At 39.5% G+C, this 20,069-nt stretch carries 25 protein-coding genes; 14 read left to right on the forward strand and 11 right to left on the reverse strand.

Annotation, left to right across the window (positions count from 1 at the left end; genetic code table 11):
* Window positions 1-6: 6 nt before the first annotated feature.
* The 5 genes from pilO to QA601_04645 all read right to left on the reverse strand — a co-directional run bounded on the left by pilO (window position 7) and on the right by QA601_04645 (window position 4,086).
* Window positions 7-603, reverse strand: a complete 597-nt coding sequence (pilO, locus tag QA601_04625) for a type 4a pilus biogenesis protein PilO (GenBank protein MDG5814350.1) — start codon at window positions 601-603, stop codon at window positions 7-9.
* On the reverse strand, window positions 600-1,205 hold the full coding sequence (locus tag QA601_04630; protein ID MDG5814351.1) for a PilN domain-containing protein: 606 nt from the start codon (window positions 1,203-1,205) through the stop codon (window positions 600-602). Before QA601_04630 ends, pilO begins: the two co-directional genes overlap by 4 nt.
* Window positions 1,205-2,272: a type IV pilus assembly protein PilM gene (gene pilM / locus QA601_04635; GenBank protein MDG5814352.1), complete on the reverse strand. Its 1,068-nt coding sequence runs from the start codon at window positions 2,270-2,272 to the stop codon at window positions 1,205-1,207. Before pilM ends, QA601_04630 begins: the two co-directional genes overlap by 1 nt.
* A gap of 116 nt (window positions 2,273-2,388) precedes the next feature.
* The gene (locus tag QA601_04640; GenBank protein ID MDG5814353.1) at window positions 2,389-2,829 is read right to left on the reverse strand and encodes a hypothetical protein; all 441 of its coding nucleotides are present in this window, start codon (window positions 2,827-2,829) and stop codon (window positions 2,389-2,391) included.
* Window positions 2,830-2,949: 120 nt separating this feature from the next.
* Window positions 2,950-4,086, reverse strand: coding sequence for a PilZ domain-containing protein (locus QA601_04645; GenBank protein ID MDG5814354.1), 1,137 nt, complete (start codon window positions 4,084-4,086; stop codon window positions 2,950-2,952).
* Window positions 4,087-4,231: 145 nt separating this feature from the next.
* Here QA601_04645 and QA601_04650 point away from each other — a divergent pair, with 145 nt between their 5' ends.
* Window positions 4,232-4,564, forward strand: a complete 333-nt coding sequence (locus tag QA601_04650) for a hypothetical protein (protein MDG5814355.1) — start codon at window positions 4,232-4,234, stop codon at window positions 4,562-4,564.
* On the forward strand, window positions 4,554-5,423 hold the full coding sequence (locus QA601_04655; GenBank protein ID MDG5814356.1) for an HDOD domain-containing protein: 870 nt from the start codon (window positions 4,554-4,556) through the stop codon (window positions 5,421-5,423). The genes QA601_04650 and QA601_04655 overlap by 11 nt, the downstream gene beginning before the upstream one ends.
* Here QA601_04655 and QA601_04660 read toward each other — a convergent pair.
* Window positions 5,411-5,614: a hypothetical protein gene (locus QA601_04660; protein MDG5814357.1), complete on the reverse strand. Its 204-nt coding sequence runs from the start codon at window positions 5,612-5,614 to the stop codon at window positions 5,411-5,413. The two genes, QA601_04655 and QA601_04660, sit on opposite strands and share 13 nt — an antisense overlap.
* Before the next feature lie 191 nt (window positions 5,615-5,805).
* Between QA601_04660 and rplM the strand changes: the two genes are divergently transcribed.
* From rplM to QA601_04715, 11 genes are all read left to right on the forward strand, one after another.
* The gene (gene rplM, locus QA601_04665) at window positions 5,806-6,234 is read left to right on the forward strand and encodes a 50S ribosomal protein L13 (GenBank protein MDG5814358.1); all 429 of its coding nucleotides are present in this window, start codon (window positions 5,806-5,808) and stop codon (window positions 6,232-6,234) included.
* A gap of 30 nt (window positions 6,235-6,264) precedes the next feature.
* Complete coding sequence (gene rpsI / locus QA601_04670) at window positions 6,265-6,654, forward strand: 30S ribosomal protein S9 (protein ID MDG5814359.1); 390 nt, start codon at window positions 6,265-6,267, stop codon at window positions 6,652-6,654.
* A gap of 122 nt (window positions 6,655-6,776) precedes the next feature.
* Complete coding sequence (rpsB, locus tag QA601_04675) at window positions 6,777-7,622, forward strand: 30S ribosomal protein S2 (GenBank protein ID MDG5814360.1); 846 nt, start codon at window positions 6,777-6,779, stop codon at window positions 7,620-7,622.
* An 89-nt stretch (window positions 7,623-7,711) separates the two neighbouring features.
* Window positions 7,712-8,593: a translation elongation factor Ts gene (gene tsf, locus QA601_04680; protein ID MDG5814361.1), complete on the forward strand. Its 882-nt coding sequence runs from the start codon at window positions 7,712-7,714 to the stop codon at window positions 8,591-8,593.
* A gap of 2 nt (window positions 8,594-8,595) precedes the next feature.
* On the forward strand, window positions 8,596-9,309 hold the full coding sequence (gene pyrH, locus QA601_04685) for a UMP kinase (protein MDG5814362.1): 714 nt from the start codon (window positions 8,596-8,598) through the stop codon (window positions 9,307-9,309).
* Between the two features lie 2 nt (window positions 9,310-9,311).
* Window positions 9,312-9,875: a ribosome recycling factor gene (gene frr, locus QA601_04690; GenBank protein MDG5814363.1), complete on the forward strand. Its 564-nt coding sequence runs from the start codon at window positions 9,312-9,314 to the stop codon at window positions 9,873-9,875.
* Window positions 9,876-10,125: 250 nt separating this feature from the next.
* Window positions 10,126-10,833 (forward strand): isoprenyl transferase, encoded by a 708-nt coding sequence (locus QA601_04695; GenBank protein MDG5814364.1) that lies wholly within the window; start codon window positions 10,126-10,128, stop codon window positions 10,831-10,833.
* The gene (locus QA601_04700; GenBank protein ID MDG5814365.1) at window positions 10,826-11,722 is read left to right on the forward strand and encodes a phosphatidate cytidylyltransferase; all 897 of its coding nucleotides are present in this window, start codon (window positions 10,826-10,828) and stop codon (window positions 11,720-11,722) included. Before QA601_04695 ends, QA601_04700 begins: the two co-directional genes overlap by 8 nt.
* A 3-nt stretch (window positions 11,723-11,725) precedes the next feature.
* On the forward strand, window positions 11,726-12,895 hold the full coding sequence (dxr, locus tag QA601_04705) for a 1-deoxy-D-xylulose-5-phosphate reductoisomerase (protein ID MDG5814366.1): 1,170 nt from the start codon (window positions 11,726-11,728) through the stop codon (window positions 12,893-12,895).
* The gene (rseP, locus tag QA601_04710) at window positions 12,892-14,229 is read left to right on the forward strand and encodes an RIP metalloprotease RseP (protein MDG5814367.1); all 1,338 of its coding nucleotides are present in this window, start codon (window positions 12,892-12,894) and stop codon (window positions 14,227-14,229) included. Before dxr ends, rseP begins: the two co-directional genes overlap by 4 nt.
* Window positions 14,230-14,455: 226 nt before the next feature.
* The gene (locus tag QA601_04715) at window positions 14,456-14,869 is read left to right on the forward strand and encodes a hypothetical protein (protein MDG5814368.1); all 414 of its coding nucleotides are present in this window, start codon (window positions 14,456-14,458) and stop codon (window positions 14,867-14,869) included.
* 51 nt (window positions 14,870-14,920) lie between these two features.
* Here the strand turns inward: QA601_04715 and trxB are convergent, their stop codons facing one another.
* Together trxB and QA601_04725 are read right to left on the reverse strand one after the other, a co-directional pair.
* Window positions 14,921-15,868 (reverse strand): thioredoxin-disulfide reductase, encoded by a 948-nt coding sequence (gene trxB, locus QA601_04720; GenBank protein MDG5814369.1) that lies wholly within the window; start codon window positions 15,866-15,868, stop codon window positions 14,921-14,923.
* A 163-nt stretch (window positions 15,869-16,031) separates the two neighbouring features.
* A complete protein-coding gene (locus QA601_04725) occupies window positions 16,032-16,664 on the reverse strand; it encodes a CDP-alcohol phosphatidyltransferase family protein (GenBank protein MDG5814370.1) in 633 nt (210 codons plus the stop codon).
* A gap of 306 nt (window positions 16,665-16,970) precedes the next feature.
* On the opposite strand from QA601_04725, the gene rpmB reads away from it, so the two are divergent.
* On the forward strand, window positions 16,971-17,153 hold the full coding sequence (gene rpmB / locus QA601_04730; protein ID MDG5814371.1) for a 50S ribosomal protein L28: 183 nt from the start codon (window positions 16,971-16,973) through the stop codon (window positions 17,151-17,153).
* Window positions 17,154-17,203: 50 nt separating this feature from the next.
* Here rpmB and pheA read toward each other — a convergent pair whose 3' ends face one another.
* The 3 genes from pheA to gatA all read right to left on the reverse strand — a co-directional run bounded on the left by pheA (window position 17,204) and on the right by gatA (window position 20,057).
* Window positions 17,204-18,061: a prephenate dehydratase gene (pheA, locus tag QA601_04735; GenBank protein ID MDG5814372.1), complete on the reverse strand. Its 858-nt coding sequence runs from the start codon at window positions 18,059-18,061 to the stop codon at window positions 17,204-17,206.
* On the reverse strand, window positions 18,058-18,531 hold the full coding sequence (locus QA601_04740) for an NlpC/P60 family protein (protein ID MDG5814373.1): 474 nt from the start codon (window positions 18,529-18,531) through the stop codon (window positions 18,058-18,060). The genes pheA and QA601_04740 overlap by 4 nt, the downstream gene beginning before the upstream one ends.
* A gap of 92 nt (window positions 18,532-18,623) precedes the next feature.
* Entirely contained in the window at window positions 18,624-20,057 is a 1,434-nt protein-coding gene (gene gatA, locus QA601_04745; GenBank protein ID MDG5814374.1) for an Asp-tRNA(Asn)/Glu-tRNA(Gln) amidotransferase subunit GatA, read from the reverse strand.
* Window positions 20,058-20,069 lie beyond the last annotated feature (12 nt).

A 20,069-nucleotide genomic window follows, 5' to 3' on the forward strand; every position in this document is an offset into this window, starting at 1 on the left:
TCCGTTTTAAGGTTTTGATGAAAAGGTGGTCATTTCAAAAGTGGCTACGATTGATGGTACAAATATATCCGATACATCAGTGCTGTAACGAGCATCATCATAGCCGGGATTGGCCGAAATAATAACCGAACTGAGATTTATTATTAAGGGAAAATTAGCTAAAAAAGCAAAGAATTCTCCCAAATTGTGATACATTCCGGCAACAGCAACATTATATCTGTTTTCAACGTAATGTTCCTGCTCTACATCTGGAAGCGGATTGAATTTTGTGGTAATAATTTGGCTCGCACGAGCAACGGTTGATATTTCCTGTATTAAACCAGGCACTTCCTTTTGATCCGGAAACATTGATCTTAAAGAATCAAGCTGCAGTTCAGCTTCACGTTTTTCTTGTCTAAGCACATTTAACTGAGGCCGTAGAGCAAGAATGGTTCTTAATTCATTTTCCTTTTCATTTTTTTCTCTTGTAGCAACTTCCAGTTGCAGTTTTGCTTCCCGGTAAAACTGCTCATACCACATATACCCTATAGACAATCCTACCAAAATTATAAGAAGTGGATTGCGTATTTTGGGATTCTTCAAATCAAATTTTTTCTTTTTCATCTGCTTGATACCTTTACTGCATCTTCAGAAATTATTTCCATTCCAGCATCAGGATTAATTGAACATACCATTCCAAAACGATATTCACGGCTCCTATCATCAATTTGCTCAATATTTGATAATTCAACATGAGTTATGTATTCGCTCTCTTTTAATCGTGTCATAAATGTAGCAACTTCTGGAAAAGAAAAGGTTCTCCCTTCAATTCTAAGCTTTGAATCTTGTTCTTCCCTTAATGAAGTCAAATACGAATGAGTGGGGAGACGTCTTGCAAATAACTCCATAAGCCTCACCCATTTTTCCCTGTTAACATTAATTCTCTCAAGGGCTCTGACTTTCTCATCAATTATTTGCTTATCGCGTCTAAGTTCATTTATCTCTGTCTGAATGTGCCTGTTTTGCTGAATGTTATTATCTAACATAGCAATTTCGTTTTCAATCTGATTTATACTGTTTCTTGTCCAGAAACTAAAAAGTGTTATCCCTAACGCAAAAAGTAAGAGTCCAAGAATTGGGTATACTGTTTCACGAGGTAATCGCAACCTTCTTGAATGTATGCGATACTCGGCTGGGAGCAGATTTATTTCTATGCGTTCAATCATTACTCTGCCACCTTCCGTAATGCCAACCCCACAGCAACAGTTAAAAGAGCGGAAATATTTTGTGGCTCCACACTGCCAAACAGTTCGGGGTTATATTCTAAATAAGATAAAGGATTAGCAACCTGTACGGTTGTTTGGTGTCGTTTTTCGAGAAATGAAATGAGACTGGGAATATAGGCGCCTCCACCGGAGAGAACGATTTTGTCTATAGTATCGCTTTTTTCAGAGCTTTTATAATAGGAGAATGCCAAATCAATCCCAGATGAAAGCTCCTCTGCAGCATACTCTACACTCTGTCTCAATACATTCATATCCAAATTGGTGGTTGTTCTTCCCTTTATAGCCAATAAAGCCTCTTCACTGCTTAACCCAAGATTTCGCTGAAGGGTACGGTTAAAAAACTCCCCAGCAGTGGATATGTCACGTGTTGAATGGTAAATTCCATCTTTAATAAAGGTAACGTTGGTTAAATCATGCCCGATATTGAGAAGCGCAACAGTTCCGGTATCCGGGAGCCCTGCACATTCAAGAGCATAACAGTTTGTGATTGCAAATGCATCAACGTCAACAATGACAGGCTTGAGCCCTGCGTCATAGAGCAAATCAATATAATTTTGCATTACCTGGTTTTTCGCAGCAACCAGAAGCACTTCAATTTCATTTGTATCGGGATAACGGTGTAAAATCTTGTAATCAAGAGTAATATCATCTACATCAAAAGGACTTCTCTGTCCAGCTTCCCACAGAATAAGTTCTTCTGCATTTTCGTTTTCATCAATTTTAAACAAAAATTTATCAGAAATTATCCCATGTCCAGACATTGATATTACCACTTCAATTATTGAAGGATCGCACTGATTAATCAATGTTGTTATAGCGTCTATCAGCGCATCCCGTTTCTTTATCTCGCTTCCCTCAATAGTACCTGGTGGAAGCTCCTTGATTCCTGTGGCCTCTAAGAAGTGGCCATCCTTGGTATGACGAAGCTTTACCAGCTTTAGAGAATGATTGCCGATATCTAAACCGACCGAAGTTTGCTGACCCTGAATTTTTCCCAGGAGATTCATTTATCCTGCTCTGTTTCTGTTTTTAAAGTTACAGTTAAGTTCTTAATATACTTATTAGCACATAAATACAGTCAATACTAAATATCTGTTCTTTAACGATTAATTTCAACCTATTTTTAATGAATTTTCACCGGAACCCATGAAGAATCACCGTTCTCCACCAATAAACCAAGCACCCAGCGCTTAACCGATTGAGATGTTCCGACCCCACCTATAGATTCTATTTTCACCAATAACGAATCTTCTTTTACTACCTGATCCAAATTCACCTCATACCACCCTTTTGCGCTTTCAGAATACCTACTTTTTTTAAATCCTTCTCTCCAGGAGGGATTTGTACCAAGCTGCTGTAACGCTTTCTGAAGACCATATTCGCTGATTATTACAGCTCGCCGATAATTTTGCTCCTGATGCACGGTTACTGTATCAATTACAAAACTTATGCTTCCCCATACAAATCCAAGTGTCAAAAAGAGTAAAAAGACCCTAAACCAGATACCTCCGCTGCAGGCAACTATATTAACCAGTTTTTTCTTTTTTGACTTTATTTCTGACAATATCTTTACCTTTTTCTTGTTCTGGCCTTTACTAATCAATTTATTACAGCCACACTCTTATTATTAAATTAAAAAAAGAAAATATCAACACCAAACAATTAAAAAAAAAGTTAAACATAGCTAACGCATCTGATTAATCTGACGTAGCTTTTCGAAAACAAAGCGTACTATTTTGTCCCTTCCAGCCGAATCAATTGAAATAAACTGCAGATGGTGTTTGTATTTGGTGCAATCGTTAGTTTCAATAAGTGACACTCGTAAAAGCTTTGCTTTTACACCACTGAGGGTACCATTTGAAAGCATGATATTGAGCAAAAATATATCTCCGGGAACAAAAGACTTGCCGTAAACAATGCTAAGTCCACCCCCACCTATATCTGTAACCCTACCCTGGAGCCATATACCAGCTAAGTCACTGTGTTCGGGTGAAACCGTGGTAATCAGCCTGAAACGAACAGAAAAACTCACTTCGAGGCGCATAAATTGCCTTAGCTGATTGCGTTTGATATCAAAGCTGTGAAAAAACTCGATGCAACCGGGGGTAGATCTCCTTACCTGTGCACAAATATTGTATATACCATCATTATGTCGGGTAAAACACAGATTTAGCATTGAACCCGTTCCCACATCCACTACATCCTCCTGCTCAACCCGGTAACTGAGATAAAAAGATAACTCCTCATTTCTTACTACAAGAGCATTGTTAAGAAGCTCACCTCCATTATGAGTATGCACCGATAAGCGCTGCCCTATACTCATATTTCTGGTCGAAACAAGAGGATGTTCAAATGGAAGAAAATTGTGCCCCAGCTTTTTTCTTATCACTCCCAGTTGCTCATTCATTACTTCAAGATGCTTTTCAGAATCATTTTGGCTAATAAGTTTCTCTACATAATTATGAATACAGCGTTCAAAAAAGCTGCTGGATTGAATCAGCAGATTTGGATTTTCCTCACCTGACATTTCAACCAGAATCTTTTCCTCTCTATCAACCAAACCTGCCTTTTGAATGTATTGGCTAAAAGCATCTCTGGATGCCTCAACGCTAATCTTCTTTGCCTTTTTCTGGGTACGAATGTGTAACACCAGTAGCATAACAAATCCTGAAGTAACAACTGAAACAATACCCATGATAACACCTGGAGTAGCCCTGTTCCAGCCAATTTGGGATATCAAATCCTGCGAAAAGGAGGGGGAAACAAGTACCTTACAGGTTAAAATTGCAAGGTAAATGATATTTTTTATTTCCTTATTCATTTATATAACCTCATTATTTGTATGTATAATAATGTTTCCGGTAATTCAAGGTTTCTTTGAATTGTACTTAAATATATAATTGAACGTAGCTGTAAGGTGGAGTTTGCTGGTCTTTTAGAATGCTAAATTTGAAAAGCAAAAATAGATGATGAAAAAAATACAAGTTGAGCATATTGAAAACGGACAATGTCTGGCCCGGGAGGTTTGTGCTGCATCAGGAAATACCCTTCTCACCAAAGGGCAGACTCTGACACCATGGATGGCCAGAAGGTTAAAAAACTGGGGTATTAGCTATGTTTACATCGAAGGGGAGCAGGAAAGCAAAACTGAGCATAACCCTCACTCTCTTTCTGCACCCAATGAGATAAAAGCTGAGCTCTTGGATATTTTTAATGGCACTTTGAACAACCCAATTATGAAAACAATCTTTGCTGCTGCATACCAATACCGGCAGGGTAAGAAAAACAATGAATACTAGTAAAAATACAGATAAATTAAGCCAAAACCTTCAGAGTACAGACACCATCCCAACAATTCCGGAGGTTATCTGCTCACTTACCGCTTTGCTTGAAAACCCCAGAACTTCAGCTGAAGAAATTGGCAGAGCAATAAAAAGCGATCAGGCTCTGGCCTCTAAAGTACTTAAACTGGTTAATTCTGCCTTCTACGGATTCCCGGGACGGATTGGTTCCATTACACACGCTGTTGTAATCCTTGGCTTTTCAACTGTAAAAAATGTCATCCTTACCGCTTCCATACTCCAAAATTTCAGAACAATCACCAATTCTTCACAGGAATTTGATGCAGAGCAGTTCTGGCTCCACTCTGTTGCCTGTGGAGTAGCAGCGAAATGTATTGCTCGACATCAGGGGCACAGTAACTGTGATGATTTCTTTACTGCTGGCTTAATTCATGACATAGGTAAAATTATTTTCTTTCACTATATGCAGGAAGAATTCTGGGAGACCATAAAGTATGCACGTCAAAAAGATGCACTATTTTTTGATTGTGAAAAGCAACTTTTCTCAATTACACACCAGGAAATAGGAGGTGAATTAGCCAGAAGATGGAATCTTCCCTTGCACTTAAAAGATGCTATTTCGTACCACCACACCCCATCAGTAACACGACATGGTTATGATATTACCGCAGTTGTTCACCTGGCAGATATTTTTGTCAGAGCTTTAAGTCTTGGTAATGGTGGTGATACCAAAATACCGGTAATTAATGAAGATGTATGGCGCTATCTTGGTTTTGAACGTATTTCTCTGATCACCTTATTTGAAAACATCGAGAAAGAGGTTATAAAAGCTAATGTATTTCTTCAGCTTTCATGATCATCTTCAACGGGCTCTATTTCAATAACGTTTTCTATTTCTTGCTTTATAATTTTCGCTCTCAACTCCCTTCTTTGTTTTTCATGTTCTCTGAATGATTCCGGGAGTTTAAAAGTTTTAATCAAGAGCATAAAAACAATAATAATCAATAGCGCACTGATTAGAGAAAGGATTGGGGTTAGATCAGGCATTTATACTACTCCTTTTAACGATATGTCCCAAATTTTGCTATAAATACCATAGTGAGTCAACAATTTTAATATCTTATTACACCTCCCCTTTTTTAATTTAAGTTAAACAAAGTATTGACTTGGTTACTTGTTTTAAATATATTTGATAGACTTATCTATAAGCAAAAAAGCTAATTTAATGGGGATTTTACATGAAAACCATAGTTGTAGACACCAAGTCGATCAAACGCGACTGGTATCTGGTTGATGCAACCGATATGGCACTTGGAAGATTGGCATCAAATGCCGCCGGTGTTTTGATCGGAAAGGGAAAGGTCGCCTACTCACCTAATCAGGACCATGGAGATAATCTTATAATTGTTAATGCCGACAAGGTTAAACTTACCGGCACAAAGTCGGAAAGCAAAGAGTATTTCCGTCATTCAAGATACCCTGGAGGCGGTAAATTTCGCTCCTTTAAAGAGCAGATGGAATTGGATTCCAGTCAGGTTATCATTCATGCTATTAAAGGAATGGTTTCAAAGAACGCATTGGGTAGATCAATCATGAAGAAACTTCATGTTTATCCAACTGAAAGCCATCCACATGTCGCACAACAGCCAAAGAAGCTGGAGCTTTAACCGCTTGGGAAACTAAAAGGAGTTTTGAACTTGGAAAACAGATTTTCTGCTGTCGGAAAACGTAAAAATGCTATCGCATCTGTAATCATTCGTCCTGGAAAAGGCGAAATGAAAGTAAATGGAATGCCTATTAAAGAGTACCTCAAAAGTGATGTCCTGGTAATGGATGTTGAGCAGCCACTTGCAATGCTTCAGGCAGCCGATTCCTACGATATTATTGCCAGAGTTAAGGGCGGTGGTCTTAGCGGCCAATCAGGAGCATTGCGCCTTGGTATCTCAAGAGCACTTGCGCTTGTAAGTGAGGATAACCGTAAACAATTACGCAAAAGTGGCTTCCTGACCCGTGACTCACGCGTAGTTGAAAGAAAAAAATACGGTTTGGCTGGCGCCCGCAGAAGATTTCAGTTCTCGAAACGTTAATTTTTTTTACATACTACACACATTGATTAGCAAAAGACAGGGTGCCGTCCTTATCAGTGGACGGTTCTCTTTTGCATTGAAATCAATGGAGGTATAACCCGTACAAAACAAGGAGCTTTATAGTGGAAAATATCACTCTTCAAGACTTTCTCGATGCAGGAACGCATTTTGGTCATCAGACAAAACGCTGGAACCCAAAAATGAAGCGTTTCATTCTGTGCCCCAAAAATGGTATCTATATTATTGATCTGAATAAAACTCAAACTGCCCTTGATAAATTCATACAAAAAGTGAAAGCAGAAGTTAAAAAGGGTGGTAATGTTCTTTTTGTTGGGACCAAAAAGCAGTTAAAGGATTGTATCAGAGAGGAAGCCACCAGGTGCAATATGCCTTATGTGACCGAGAGATGGTTGGGTGGAATGCTTACCAATTTTCAAACTATACGCCAGAGTATCGCTAAACTTGATAAAATTGAAAGCATGGAGCAGGATGGTACAATGGAAGCCCTTCCTAAAAAGGAACGAGTTCTTCTATACAAAAGAAAAGAAAAACTGATCTCTATTCTCAGTGGTATCAGGCATGTGAGACGTCTTCCATCCATAATTTTTGTTGTTGACACAATCAAAGAACATATTGCAATAGCAGAAGGTAAACGCCTTCAGATACCTATCGGGGCAATTGTAGATACAAACTGTGATCCCGACATTGTAGACTTTCCGATTCCGGGTAATGATGATGCTATTAAATCAGTACAGCTTATTACAAGGGCAATTAGTGATGCGATCCTTGAAGAATCAAAAGAAGGTGTTACTGCTGAGACTATGAAAGAGAGTGAAAAACCTTCTGAGTCCAAAGAAGAGAAAACAAAAGCAGAACAGGATAAAGAAGGTGCACAGGAAGACGAAAGTAAAACAAAGCGTCGTCGTGTAGTACACAAGAAATTTTCCAAAACAGAAGATTCAGAGTAAAAATGGTCCAGAAATATTCTGGACCATTTTTTCTGGTAAAAGAAACCTGCCCTTATTCGAAAACTATTTCTGGTTAAAGGAGTAAATATATGGCGATCACAGCTTCACAGGTTAAAGAACTTAGAGATAAAACAGGTCTTGGTATGATGGTCTGCAAACAGGCTCTCATTGATTCAGAAGGTAATATGGAGCTTGCTATTGAGAATTTGCGCAAGCAGGGACAAGCTACTGCAGCCAAACGTGCTGGTAAGGCTGCTAAAGAAGGTAAGGTTTCTATAATTTCCGATGACAGTACCTCTATTCTCTACGAAATGAATTCTGAAACAGACTTTGTTGCCCGCAATGAGGATTTTATTGATTTTATTGCTAAGCTTGGTAAAGTTTTAATCACCAAAAAGCCAGCTGATCTAAAAGAAGCACTTCAAATTTCTTCGCCGGAGCTTGGCAACACAACCATAGAAAACAGAGTTACCGAACTAATCGGTAAAATCGGAGAGAATATCTCATTTCGCCGCTATTTAAAAATGGATTGTGACCCTTCAAGCGAAAAAATCTTCTCTTATATTCATGGGGATGGTAAGATTGGTGTTCTTGTAAAACTTAGCCTGGAAAAAAGCGACAATCTTAGCTCTGAAACTCTCGAAAGATTAGGTAAAGATCTTGCGATGCAAGTAGCTGCTGCTAAACCAATGGCTGTAGATCGTGACAGAATTTCTGATGAAGTTATCGCAAAAGAAAAAGAGATCTATTTCACACAGGCACAGCAATCAGGAAAACCAGAAAAAATTTGGGACAAAATAGTTGAAGGTAAGCTTGGTAAGTTTTTCCAGGAAGTAACACTTATGGAACAGGGCTTCATTAAAAATCCCGAACTGAATGTTATCAAAAGAGTTGCTGAAACCGAAAAAGAGATCGGTTCATCTATTAAAGTACTCTCCTTTGCTCGCTTTGAATTGGGCGCAGAGGGATAACTGTGGCCTTTGAATATAAAAAAATTCTCCTGAAGCTCTCCGGTGAGGCTCTCGCCGGAAGCAAGGGTTTTGGGATTAACCCTGATATTGCCTCGCAAATTGCACAAGAAATTGCGCAAGTCCACAAAGCAGGTGTACAAATTGGTATTGTAATAGGTGGGGGTAATTTCATCCGTGGTGCTTCTGCCGAAAATGTTTCAAGGGTAGCTGGGGATGCTATGGGGATGCTTGCCACTGTAATAAATTCCATAGCCTTTGCTCAGTACCTTCAAAATTGTGGGGTTGATTCAAGAGTACTTACTGCAGTACGGATCGATAAGGCAGGTGAGTATTATACTCAACCAGCAGCGCTTGAACATCTAAATAAAAACAGAATCGTATTACTTGCAGGTGGAACCGGCAATCCTTTTTTTACCACTGATACGGCAGCAGCTCTACGTTGCGCAGAAATAGGTGGAGAAGTTATTTTAAAAGCAACAAAAGTTGACGGGGTATATGATAGTGATCCTATGAAAAATCCTGAGGCTAAACGTTACGATCAAATAACTCATACAGAAGCACTTTCCAGAAATTTAAAAGTCATGGATTCCACCGCTTTCTCTTTCTGTATGGAGCAAAAATTACCGATAATTGTGTTTAAACTGCTTCAAAAAGGTAACCTACGTAAGGTCCTTGAAGGAGAAGCGATTGGTTCAATCGTAAAAACAGGAGGGTAAGTGTGGCAGATATAGAAACAATAAGCAAAGAAACCAACCAGCGTATGGAAAAATCGCTGGAAAGTCTAAAACGAGATTTCAGTCGAATTAGAACCGGACGTGCTACCCCAGCACTGCTTGATGGTGTTATGGTTGATTACTACGGATCACCAGCCCCGATTAACCAGGTTGCAAACATCTCTGTACCTGATGCCAGGATGATTTTTGTCCAGCCGTGGGAAAAAAGCATGCTTCAGGCAATTGAAAAAGCCATTCAAACGTCTGATTTGGGGCTAAACCCGCAAAATGATGGAAACAAAATAAGTTTACCTATCCCTCCCCTCTCCGAAGAACGTCGTAAAGACCTTTACAAGAACTGCAAAAAAATCGCTGAAGAATGTAAAGTTGCCGTTAGAAATGTACGTCGTGATGGAAATGAGAAATTAAAAAAATCGGAGAAAAATAAAGAAATCACTCAGGATGAGGAGAAAAAAGGTTTGGAGGAGATCCAAAAACTCACTGATAAATATATCAAAAACATCGATGATCTTCTCGCTAACAAAGAAAAAGAGATTATGGAGATTTAATTTCCTGAAATTAGCATCTCAAGGCATTACTATTGATTATGTAATGCCTCCTCTCTTTTATATTTCATTTTACTTTCCTTATAAATTTTTTTTTAACACAACTCGTATTTTTCTTTTTCAAGGCACTCCTTTATTTTTAATTAAATTATTACTTATTAAATCATGTATATTACTGTGATTATACATTTCATTGTTTTACTATATTATATGCGAATAAGTATGCCATAAAAACTTTGGGCTAACAAATTTTATGAGAACTCCAAAACACATTGGCATTATTATGGACGGTAACGGTCGCTGGGCAAAACGACGTGGGCTTCCTCGAACAGCAGGACACCGTGCAGGAACTAATGCAACCCGTGAGATAGTGAGGGCATGTGGTGAACTTAATATATCTTATCTCACCACCTATGTCTTTTCTGCAGAAAACTGGGGCAGACCTTCTCTGGAAGTAAGCATGCTTATGGATTTGTTGGTCGAAATGACCCGCAGAGAACTTGAAAACTTAAATAAAAACAATGTCCGGCTGAATGCTATTGGTGACATGTCAAAACTTCCTCCCAAAACACGCAAGGAATTATTAAATGGTATTGAAAACACAAAAAACAATACCGGCTTAAATCTTATTCTGGCTATTAGCTATGGTGGTCGTTCAGAGATAGTAAATGCTGCCAAAAAATTTGCCAGTGATGTTCTCAAAGATCCAAATGCATTAGAAAATCTTAACGAAAAAAGTTTCAGCAGCTACCTTTATACTAAAAACATTCCGGATCCGGATTTAATTATCCGCACCGGTGGTGACTGCCGTATCAGCAATTTTTTACTTTGGCAATCAGCTTATTCTGAAATATATATAACAGAAACACTTTGGCCCGATTTCGACAAAAACTGTCTTAAAGAGGCTATAGAAGATTACAATAAAAGGGACCGTCGTTTTGGAAAGGTAAAAGATGATTAACTCTGCAAATCTTAAAAAACGCTTACTATTTGCAGCCTGGGCAGTTCCTATTGGATGGTGGGTTATCAATTCCAATTTATCGATTGTTCCCAGAGACATTGCTACAGTTTACCCAGGACATGTCTTAGCCTTAACGCTTGTATTTCTCGCTTTATTTGAATACATCAAAATGCTTACACACTTTTACCCCAAGAACGCGTTTTGGTTGAGTTATTTATGGCTTGGTTTACAGGCATTGCTCTATTTTACTGACCATGCATTACCCGGTACCCTCTCCATCTATCTTCTTTTAGTAATAGTCGCAATAGAAACCTTTTTCTGGGGTGGGAAAGATCAAGGTAAGCGATGGGCCAGAGCCAGTCTTTTGTTTAGTGGTACAGTTTTTTTACATATTGCAATGATTTCCCTGCTTAACCTGTATACGACTCCTTTTCAGCAGCTATTTGTGCAACCCCATCCCCACCCTATGCTCTCTCAGCTGGGTATTGTAACTGTATTAACTTCCATTTTTATGTGCGACACTGCAGCGTACTTTGCCGGCAATCTTATGGGGAAACATCATTTTTCTACCATTAGCCCCAATAAAACGATTGAAGGCAGTGTAGCAGGTCTTCTTGCAGCTACAGTTATTACCACCTTAGGGTGGTTTTTTTTCAGAAACCCCCAATATTCTCTAATTTTAGGCCCTATTATGGGTCTGATCATTGGAGTAATCGCACAGGCCGGAGATCTTCTTGTATCTTTAATGAAAAGAAACTTTCAGGTAAAAGATGCATCTTCTATTATACCCGGCCACGGAGGTATTCTTGATCGTTTCGATAGTGTTTTTTTCACTGCACCAGTTCTTTTTCTCTTCTCATGGCTGGTAGTAAGGATAACCGAATTATAAGTTATGGAAAATTTAAAAATTCTTGTTCTTGGATCGACCGGATCAATTGGAAAAAGTACCTGTAATTGTGTTAAACGGTTTCGGGAGAAGTTCAAAGTAGCTGGTTTGGCAGCAGGAAGTAACCTGGAACTGTTATGCAAACAGATTGAAGAATTTTCACCACAAGCAGTATACATTGCCGAGCCAATTAAGGCCTCCGTTCTCAGGGAAAAATATGGAAAAAAACTCAAAGTCTATGAAGGAGCAGAGGGGCTTGAGGCACTAGTAGAGGAAACTGAATATGATATACTCCTCAATGCGTTAGTTGGTGCAGTAGGATTCCGCCCTACGGTTAAAGCGCTGCAGAGAAATAAGCGGGTAGCGCTTGCAAATAAAGAGAGCCTTGTCATGGGTGGAGACTTTATAAATACGATACTAAAAGGTGGAAAAGGATCTCTTTTACCTGTAGACAGTGAGCACAGCGCAATTCTTCAATGTTTACCCAATTTAGGAGGCCACCATCCCGTAGAATCTATGATCCTCACGGCTTCAGGTGGCCCGTTCAAGAACTTGCCCATAGAAGAGTTTAAAAACATTTCAGTTGAACAAGCCCTTAACCATCCTACTTGGTCTATGGGTAAAAAAATCACCATAGATTCATCTACCATGATGAATAAAGGGTTTGAGGTAATTGAAGCACATCATCTATTCTCTATCCCTTACTCGAAGTTGAGGGTTTGTATTCATCCCCAATCAATCATTCATTCTCTGGTTGAGTTCCATGACGGTGCAGTCATGGCACAGCTTGGGTTACCTGATATGGAATTACCGATTCAGTATGCGCTCTCCTACCCTGAACGATACCCCATCGCCGGCAAAAGACTCTCGTTACCCGAGATCGGTCAACTTGAGTTTTTTGAACCAGATTTAGAAAAGTTTCCCTGCCTTAAGCTCTGTCTTGAAGCTGGGGAGTTAGGGGGGACGGCTCCGGCCATAGTAAATGCTGCCAATGAGGTCGCTGTGGAGCTATTTTTAGCAAAAAAAATCGCCTACACTGAAATTTCGCAAATAGTAGCACAGGCATTGCGTAATCAGGAGGTTGTTGCTGCAAATTCTATACATAGTATAGAAAAGGCAGATAAAGAGACCAGAGAAACTATCCTCTCAGACTATCTTCAAGGGTGTAAAAAGTGACATTTCTGCTTTCAATTGCTATTGGCTTACTTGTTCTCGGAGTTTTGGTATTTGTTCATGAGCTGGGCCATTTTCTTGCTGCAAAGGCCTGTAAAATCAAGGTTTTAACATTCTCGTTAGGTTTTGGGCCTGCTCTGCTTCAAAAAAAACATGGTGATACCGAGTACCGCATCAGTGCGGTCCCTTTTGGTGGGTATGTAAAAATGGCGGGTGATAATCCTGAAGAACACAACAGTGGTTCACCAGATGAATTCAACTCAAAACCAATCTGGCAAAGAGCGATTGTGGCTATTGCGGGACCTGCAGCTAACTTTGTATTCGCATTTTTCCTCCTTTGGTTCATTTCCATATATGGTGTAGAGCAACCATTATACAAAGACAGTACCAATATAGGAGCAGTATTGCCTAATTCAGCCGCATACGATGCCGGTATTCAAGAGGGTGATCGCGTAATCAAGGTTAACGATGAAACAGTAACTACCTGGAATGAACTCGAGTCTCACTTAAACAGGCAAAGAAGATCTTACGACTTAGTAGTAGAACGGGATGCTGAAAAACATACTTTTACACTGAACATAGAGTATAACGACGAAGGCTTCCCTACAGATTACTTAGGTGGTATCTGGCCTTCTATTCCGGCAGTAATTGGTAATGTAGCCCCTAAATCCGCTGCCGATTTAGCAGGCATTAAATCTGATGATACAATCACCCAACTAAATGATACCCCTATTCACTCATTCCATCATCTTTCCTTTATCATCAGTAATTATGATGACCAACAGGGGGATTTGCAGCTTACAATAAATAGAGATGGTGAAACTATTACCACCTCTGCAACACCGCAGTACGATGAAGACAGAGAGGCCTATATGCTTGGAATCGTGATGGCACAGCCCGAAACCAGGCTCATTCGCTATTCCCCTGCTGATGCTGTTGGTAGAAGCATTGATAAAAGCTGGGAATACACTACCGCTATTTTTAGAATAATTGGACAACTCTTTTCCAGGGAAGTTTCAACCAACCAGCTTTCGGGGCCATTAGGAATCATCCCGATGTCAGGTTTTATGGCACTTCAGGGGCTTTCTACAATTTTGGACTTCATGGCTTTAATTGGTATAAACCTCGCTATTTTAAACCTTTTACCATTGGTTATAACTGATGGTGGCCTTCTCTTCTTTATGGGTCTTGAAGCAGTAAGAGGAAAACCTCTGCCAAAAGAAACACAGCTACTCATTAATAAGATCGCTATTTTCTTTTTTCTTGGCTTATTTCTACTGGTTACTTTTAATGATGTGAAAAGACTGCCGATATTATTTGAAATATTTGGTGGCTAAAGTTGCACACTATATTTCAAAACAGGTAGCTACCTACCTGTTTTGAAATAAAAATAGACGAACTTTTATCTTATTTTCCCACTTTTGCAGATTCTTAATTATTTTATATATATGTTGAATATATAAGACTTTACATTTACCTATGGTTTATTATATAATTTATATATGTATGTTTATTTTAAAAATTTAAAGTTATCGTCGCTTTTGCTATAAAAAAGGAGGGATTGTGAGAGTTGTTCCTATACTATTTGTGGCACTTCTGCTCTCTGGGTGTGGTTATTACGAAAACCAAAATGAATTGCGGATAAGAAACGAGGCTTTAGCTGGAATTACTGTAAATTTCAGAGCTAATGTCTACTATATTCCAAGTGGCGGATTGCTTGTAATCGATGAAGTTCCCAATGGTGTATATGACTACGCCACAACTTATCAAGTACCTCCTGGAATCACTGAAGCTTCAGCAGAAGGTGATGCATCGGGTGAAGTTGTTTTTACTTACCGAAACACCAAAAATCAAATATTGTTCTCCTCATTCATTGAACTTAGTGATGATGGCGCCGAGTACATCCTGTCTGCTACCCGAACTTCGACGCATGCCATAGACAACATTGATCTTGTTTCCCCAAAATCTTACGAATAAAAATTTGAGGGTCTCTAAATAGACCCTCTTAATTCATAACTACTATATCTATTACAGTCCAGCACGTTCCTGCAGCCATCTTTCTGCTTCAGTTGCAGCCATACAGCCGCTTCCGGCAGCGGTCACAGCTTGCCTGAACTGATGGTCCTGAACATCTCCTGAAGCAAAAACGCCCTCAATAGAAGTCTTGGTGGACCCGGGTACAGTCTTTATATATCCCAATTCATCAACTTCAAGCTGTCCGTTAAGAAACCCGGTATTAGGAACGTGGCCAATTGCTTCAAATGCACCTACCACAGACAATTCAGAAGTCTCAGAGGTTGCAGTATCACGTAATATTAAACTACTTAGCTGAGTTTCTCCTATAAACTCTTCAACAACTTTATTCCACAATATCTGGATTTTGGGATGAGTCAAAACGCGCTTTTGCATCACCTTACTTGCACGTAATTCATCTCTTCTATGAATAATGTAGACCTTGGAAGCAAACTGGGTGAGATGAAGAGCTTCCTCCAAAGCAGTGTCTCCACCCCCAATAACCGCTAATTCTTTATTTCTAAACGCTGGTAATGCACCATCGCACACAGCACATGCAGAAATACCCTTACCCCACAATCTTTTCTCTGAATCTAAAGGTAAACGCCTGGCTGTTGCACCAGTGGCAATAATGAGTGAATCTGTAGAATACGTTTCTCCACTTATAGATTTTAGAGTAAATGGATAGGTATTTAAATCTACTTCCTCTATATCTTCCATTAAAACACTGGTGCCATGTTTTATAGCCTGCTCCCGCATATTAGACATTAACTGCGGACCAAGAATACCTTCCGGAAAACCAGGGAAATTTTCAACCTCGCTTGTAATCATTAACTGTCCACCAGGCATTCCCCCCTTCTGGAATCCCTCAAAAAGTAATGGTTCCATATTAGCTCTCGCAGCATATATTGCAGCGGTTAATCCAGATGGTCCGGAACCTATAATTGTTAATCGTTTGGGCATATATCCTCCTGAGAGCGCCATTTCTGTAAACTTTCACCAGGTCTTAAACAGAAAATGTGTCAAAAATTAATCAAACAAACCTAGAATATAGTAAATACCTGTTTTCATAGAGAAGATTTTAATACTATTTGCCCGTCAAATATTGCGGATAGTGTTTTTATTATTAATTTACTGTATTTGAATTACGTGCGGTAGTTCTGTCAGTACATTTGTTACACTCTATACAAGCTTCCACAAGACGTTCAATCACTGTTACAGCTGCGAGCACAGTTATAAGCAATAGTATCCAGACCATTGGTTTACCACCCAAAAGGAGACCTATCGCAAAAAGTATTATTCTTTCCGGTCTTTGCAATAGCCCTCTTGAACACGTTAACCCCGCTCCTTCACACCGTGCTTTAACATAACTAACCATAATTGAACCAGCGATCGCAGTAAAGCACAGATATATTCCCCAGCTTCCATATACCGGGTTATGCATGTAATAAACAAGAAGCCCCATGAGCAGTGCTATTTCAGTAACGCGATCACAACTTGAATCCAAAATAGCTCCAAAAACTGTTTGTTTCCCTGTTTCTCTGGCCAATAAACCATCGAGTCCATCCATTAAAGCACCTAATATTAAAATTAACAAAGCGATAGACCATAGCTGCACAGCACAGAGCCATCCAGATGTTGCAAAAAGCAGCAAACCCAAAATTGTGACATGATTGGGATGAATACCTGTATTAGCAAGAACTAAAACAAAAGGGCGCAACACAGAATTATACATCGGTTTAAAATTCTCAAGCATCATTTCACCCAGATAAATATAAGTTTAACTTTAAAATAGATCTTGCCCGAAATAGTTTAAATACAACGGTTTATTAAAGAACCTGACTGAAATAGCAATTCGCTTTGTTTGTCTTTAATCCACATAGTATCCAAAAACCAGCATAGTGGGAAATTATACTGTCTGGTATGAGAGGCATATCACAATATAATTTCGGCATAGCCTAAGTCCGAGATTTTATTGAACCATGGAAATTTGACTTTAACCTGTAGCATTTATTATATTCAGAAATTGTTCTACGACTGAAACTAAGAATACTCTGGAGGCATTATGTCTAAAACATGTGAAGCGTGCGGCAAACATCCTCGTTCGGGAAATACCATATCCCATGCCCACAACGTAAATAAAAGGATTTTCTATCCCAACCTGCGTACTGTTAAGAAGATTATCGACGGGACCCCTAAGAAGATCAAAGTTTGTATGAAGTGCCTCAAAGCCACAGCTAAGGTTTAATACGATCAGTTATAACACTGAGAAAGCCTCGAGCAGAAGTTCGAGGCTTTTTATTTTGATCGAGACTTGTGCTTATATTTTGGGTTAACTTCACGACCTACAGAATATGAACCCAACAACCTGTAAAAAGTTGTAATTTCCCGAAGATGAGACACTGCATTTTTCAAAGATTCATCTCTTATATCACCCTTACAATCCAAGTAAAATAGATACTGAAACCCCTTTGTGTGAACAGGTCTGGATTCAATTTTATATAAATCTATATCTCTTAAGGCAAATACACTTAAAGCTTTAAACAGTGCTCCAGGAATATTTTTAACGGAAAAGACAACAGATGTTTTCACCTCACCAGAATTTCTCTCTCTTCTTTTTTTGGATACTATAAGAAACCGTGTAGTATTCCATGGGTTGTCTTCAATATTAGAATCAAGAACCTGCATATCAAAATCGATTGCAGCCTGCATTGATGCAACAGCAGCTGCGTCCGACAGTTTTTCATCCCTTATCTTTTTTACAGCAAGAGCAGTGTTTGGAAAGGCGATTTGATCCTCTTTGCCAAACTTTTTTAGGTAGGTTTTGCATTGAGCAAACGCCTGTGGATGAGAATATACTCTGCGTATTTGACGTAACGATGTGCCCTTATTGGCAATAAGGTGATGATTAATCCTGAGAAAGATCTCCCCTGTGATATACAGCTTACTCTCAAGCAGAAGGTCGTAGTTCTGGTGAATACTTCCCGCAAAAGAGTTCTCTATGGGAACAACACCAAAACTTTCTTTTCCCCTGGCAACCGCTTTAAATACATTCTCAAACTCAGGATATGGTACAAATTGCTCCCCATTTCTAAAGTATTCCCTTGCGGCAAGTTCAGTGAATGCCCCACGTTCTCCTGCAAAAGCGATACTCATCTAGTAATTCTCCTCATCCCAGCATACCTCCGCCTGTAATAATCTTGATCCAAATTGCTGTATATAACTCCCCTGGAGCTGCTTGCATGTACAAATCTCCTCTCACCCATATAGATACCTACATGATTTATCCTGTTAGAATTACCTCTGAAGAAAACCAGATCCCCAGCTCTTGCATTTGCAGGTAAAATACTTATACCCCGCTCACGCATTTTTCGTGAAGAGTGTGGCAATTGGATATTGTACACTTCATCAAAAACCCTTAACACTAACCCCGAACAATCAATTCCGCTTCGACTTGTTCCGCCAAACTGGTATGGAACGCCCAGGTAAGATTCAACAGCTTGTTTAAGCCTGTCATGCTGAGTAGTGGATGTGTTGGTCTTTTCTCTGTGTGATTCATCACCAGTAGCTCCCGATGCTTGCCGTGTTGAGGAGTGGGTATAGCGCACAGACGGAGTGCAGGCCATAAAATTTAACGTTAAACTGGTTAGAGTTACTAAGTATAAAGATTTACTATACTTGATCAGCAAACTTGCTATCTCCACGCGTCCTGTGAACATTAAGCAGTACTAACCTGTGCAGCATAGGCAGTTTTTAAAAGCAGGTCTTCTCTCCATTGAGGAGCCATAAACTGTACACCCACAGGCAAGTCTTCAATAGTTCCACAGGGAAAACTGATAGCGGGAATACCAGCCAGGTTAGCAGATACAGTATATATATCAGTAAGATACATTTGTAATGGATCCATGCTTTTTTCACCGATTTTAAAGGCAGGCGCAGGAGTAACGGGCGAAACTATAGTATCGCATTTTTCAAATGCCTCATTAAAGTCACGATTGATCAGCGTTCTTACTTTTGCAGCTTTAAGATAATATGCATCATAATAACCGGAGGAAAGGACATAGGTTCCAAGCATAATTCTTCTTTTTACCTCTGAACCAAACCCTTCTTTTCTGGTTTGCATGTACATTTGATCTAAAGAATTCTGCTCCTTGGACCTAAAACCATACTTTACACCATCATACCGTGCAAGATTGGATGAGGCTTCAGCAGTACAAATTATGTAGTAAGTAGCTATTGCATATTTTAGGTTGGGAAGGGAAATATCCACTATAGTTGCACCCATATTTTGCAAAGAGCTTACAACACCTTCAATTTTTTCCCTAACTCCCTGGGAGAGGCCTTCACCGAAATACTCCTTGGGGATTCCGATCCGAAGTCCGTCAACTGCTCCGTTATAGTGTTGAGGGGAGTTGCTGAATACTTTACCTGCACAGGTTGAATCTCTTTTATCCGCTTCTGAAATCACCGATAAGAGAAGCCCTACATCTCTAACGTCCTTTGCAACCGGTCCAATTTGATCCAAAGATGAAGCAAACGCAACCAAGCCAAACCTTGAAACTCTACCATAGGTAGGTTTAAGACCGATAACACCGCAATGGCTGCTTGGCTGACGAATCGAACCACCAGTATCGGAACCTAACGTAGCAGGTACCAAATCTGCGCCAACCGCAGCCGCACTCCCGCCACTCGAACCACCCGGAATATGCTCTAAAGAGTGTGGGTTTTTTGTAACACCATATCTTGAGTTCTCAGTGCTTGAGCCCATAGCAAATTCATCAAGGTTTGTCTTTCCTACTATTACTGCACCGGCTCTTTCTAAAGATTGCACAACTGCAGCATTATAAGGGGGGATAAAACCTTCAAGAAAACGCGAAGCACATGTTGTCTCAACACCAAGAGTGCAGATGTTATCTTTCACTCCAACTGGTATTCCAAGAAGCGGCAAACTCCTTTTCTTTTCAGCGCTTAAACCGTCCAATTCCTGAGCACGTGAAAGTGCCTTTTCGTTTTGAACAGAAATAAAAGAGCCCAGTTTTTGATCTTTAGACTCAATCGCTCCAAGTGCTTTTTCTACTATCTCAAGACAACTTAACTCCCCTTTTACAATTTTCTCAACTGCTCCAGATATGGGCATATCGAAAAAAGACATTGATTGTGATCC

Source organism: Chitinispirillales bacterium ANBcel5, from assembly GCA_029688955.1.
GTDB classification, from domain to species: Bacteria; Fibrobacterota; Chitinivibrionia; order Chitinivibrionales; family Chitinispirillaceae; genus Cellulosispirillum; species Cellulosispirillum alkaliphilum.

Excerpts from the sequence above, each read along its gene's own strand:
- pilO (MDG5814350.1), bottom strand. The coding sequence starts at position 603 with ATGAAAAAGAAAAAATTTGATTTGAAGAATCCCAAAATACGCAATCCA.
- QA601_04630 (MDG5814351.1), bottom strand. The coding sequence starts at position 1,205 with ATGATTGAACGCATAGAAATAAATCTGCTCCCAGCCGAGTATCGCATA.
- pilM (MDG5814352.1), bottom strand. The coding sequence starts at position 2,272 with ATGAATCTCCTGGGAAAAATTCAGGGTCAGCAAACTTCGGTCGGTTTA.
- QA601_04645 (MDG5814354.1), bottom strand. The coding sequence starts at position 4,086 with ATGAATAAGGAAATAAAAAATATCATTTACCTTGCAATTTTAACCTGT.
- QA601_04650 (MDG5814355.1), top strand. The coding sequence starts at position 4,232 with ATGATGAAAAAAATACAAGTTGAGCATATTGAAAACGGACAATGTCTG.
- QA601_04655 (MDG5814356.1), top strand. The coding sequence starts at position 4,554 with ATGAATACTAGTAAAAATACAGATAAATTAAGCCAAAACCTTCAGAGT.
- QA601_04660 (MDG5814357.1), bottom strand. The coding sequence starts at position 5,614 with ATGCCTGATCTAACCCCAATCCTTTCTCTAATCAGTGCGCTATTGATT.
- rplM (MDG5814358.1), top strand. The coding sequence starts at position 5,806 with ATGAAAACCATAGTTGTAGACACCAAGTCGATCAAACGCGACTGGTAT.
- tsf (MDG5814361.1), top strand. The coding sequence starts at position 7,712 with ATGGCGATCACAGCTTCACAGGTTAAAGAACTTAGAGATAAAACAGGT.
- QA601_04695 (MDG5814364.1), top strand. The coding sequence starts at position 10,126 with ATGAGAACTCCAAAACACATTGGCATTATTATGGACGGTAACGGTCGC.
- QA601_04700 (MDG5814365.1), top strand. The coding sequence starts at position 10,826 with ATGATTAACTCTGCAAATCTTAAAAAACGCTTACTATTTGCAGCCTGG.
- dxr (MDG5814366.1), top strand. The coding sequence starts at position 11,726 with ATGGAAAATTTAAAAATTCTTGTTCTTGGATCGACCGGATCAATTGGA.
- trxB (MDG5814369.1), bottom strand. The coding sequence starts at position 15,868 with ATGCCCAAACGATTAACAATTATAGGTTCCGGACCATCTGGATTAACC.
- QA601_04725 (MDG5814370.1), bottom strand. The coding sequence starts at position 16,664 with ATGATGCTTGAGAATTTTAAACCGATGTATAATTCTGTGTTGCGCCCT.
- rpmB (MDG5814371.1), top strand. The coding sequence starts at position 16,971 with ATGTCTAAAACATGTGAAGCGTGCGGCAAACATCCTCGTTCGGGAAAT.
- pheA (MDG5814372.1), bottom strand. The coding sequence starts at position 18,061 with ATGAGTATCGCTTTTGCAGGAGAACGTGGGGCATTCACTGAACTTGCC.
- QA601_04740 (MDG5814373.1), bottom strand. The coding sequence starts at position 18,531 with ATGGCCTGCACTCCGTCTGTGCGCTATACCCACTCCTCAACACGGCAA.
- gatA (MDG5814374.1), bottom strand. The coding sequence starts at position 20,057 with ATGTCTTTTTTCGATATGCCCATATCTGGAGCAGTTGAGAAAATTGTA.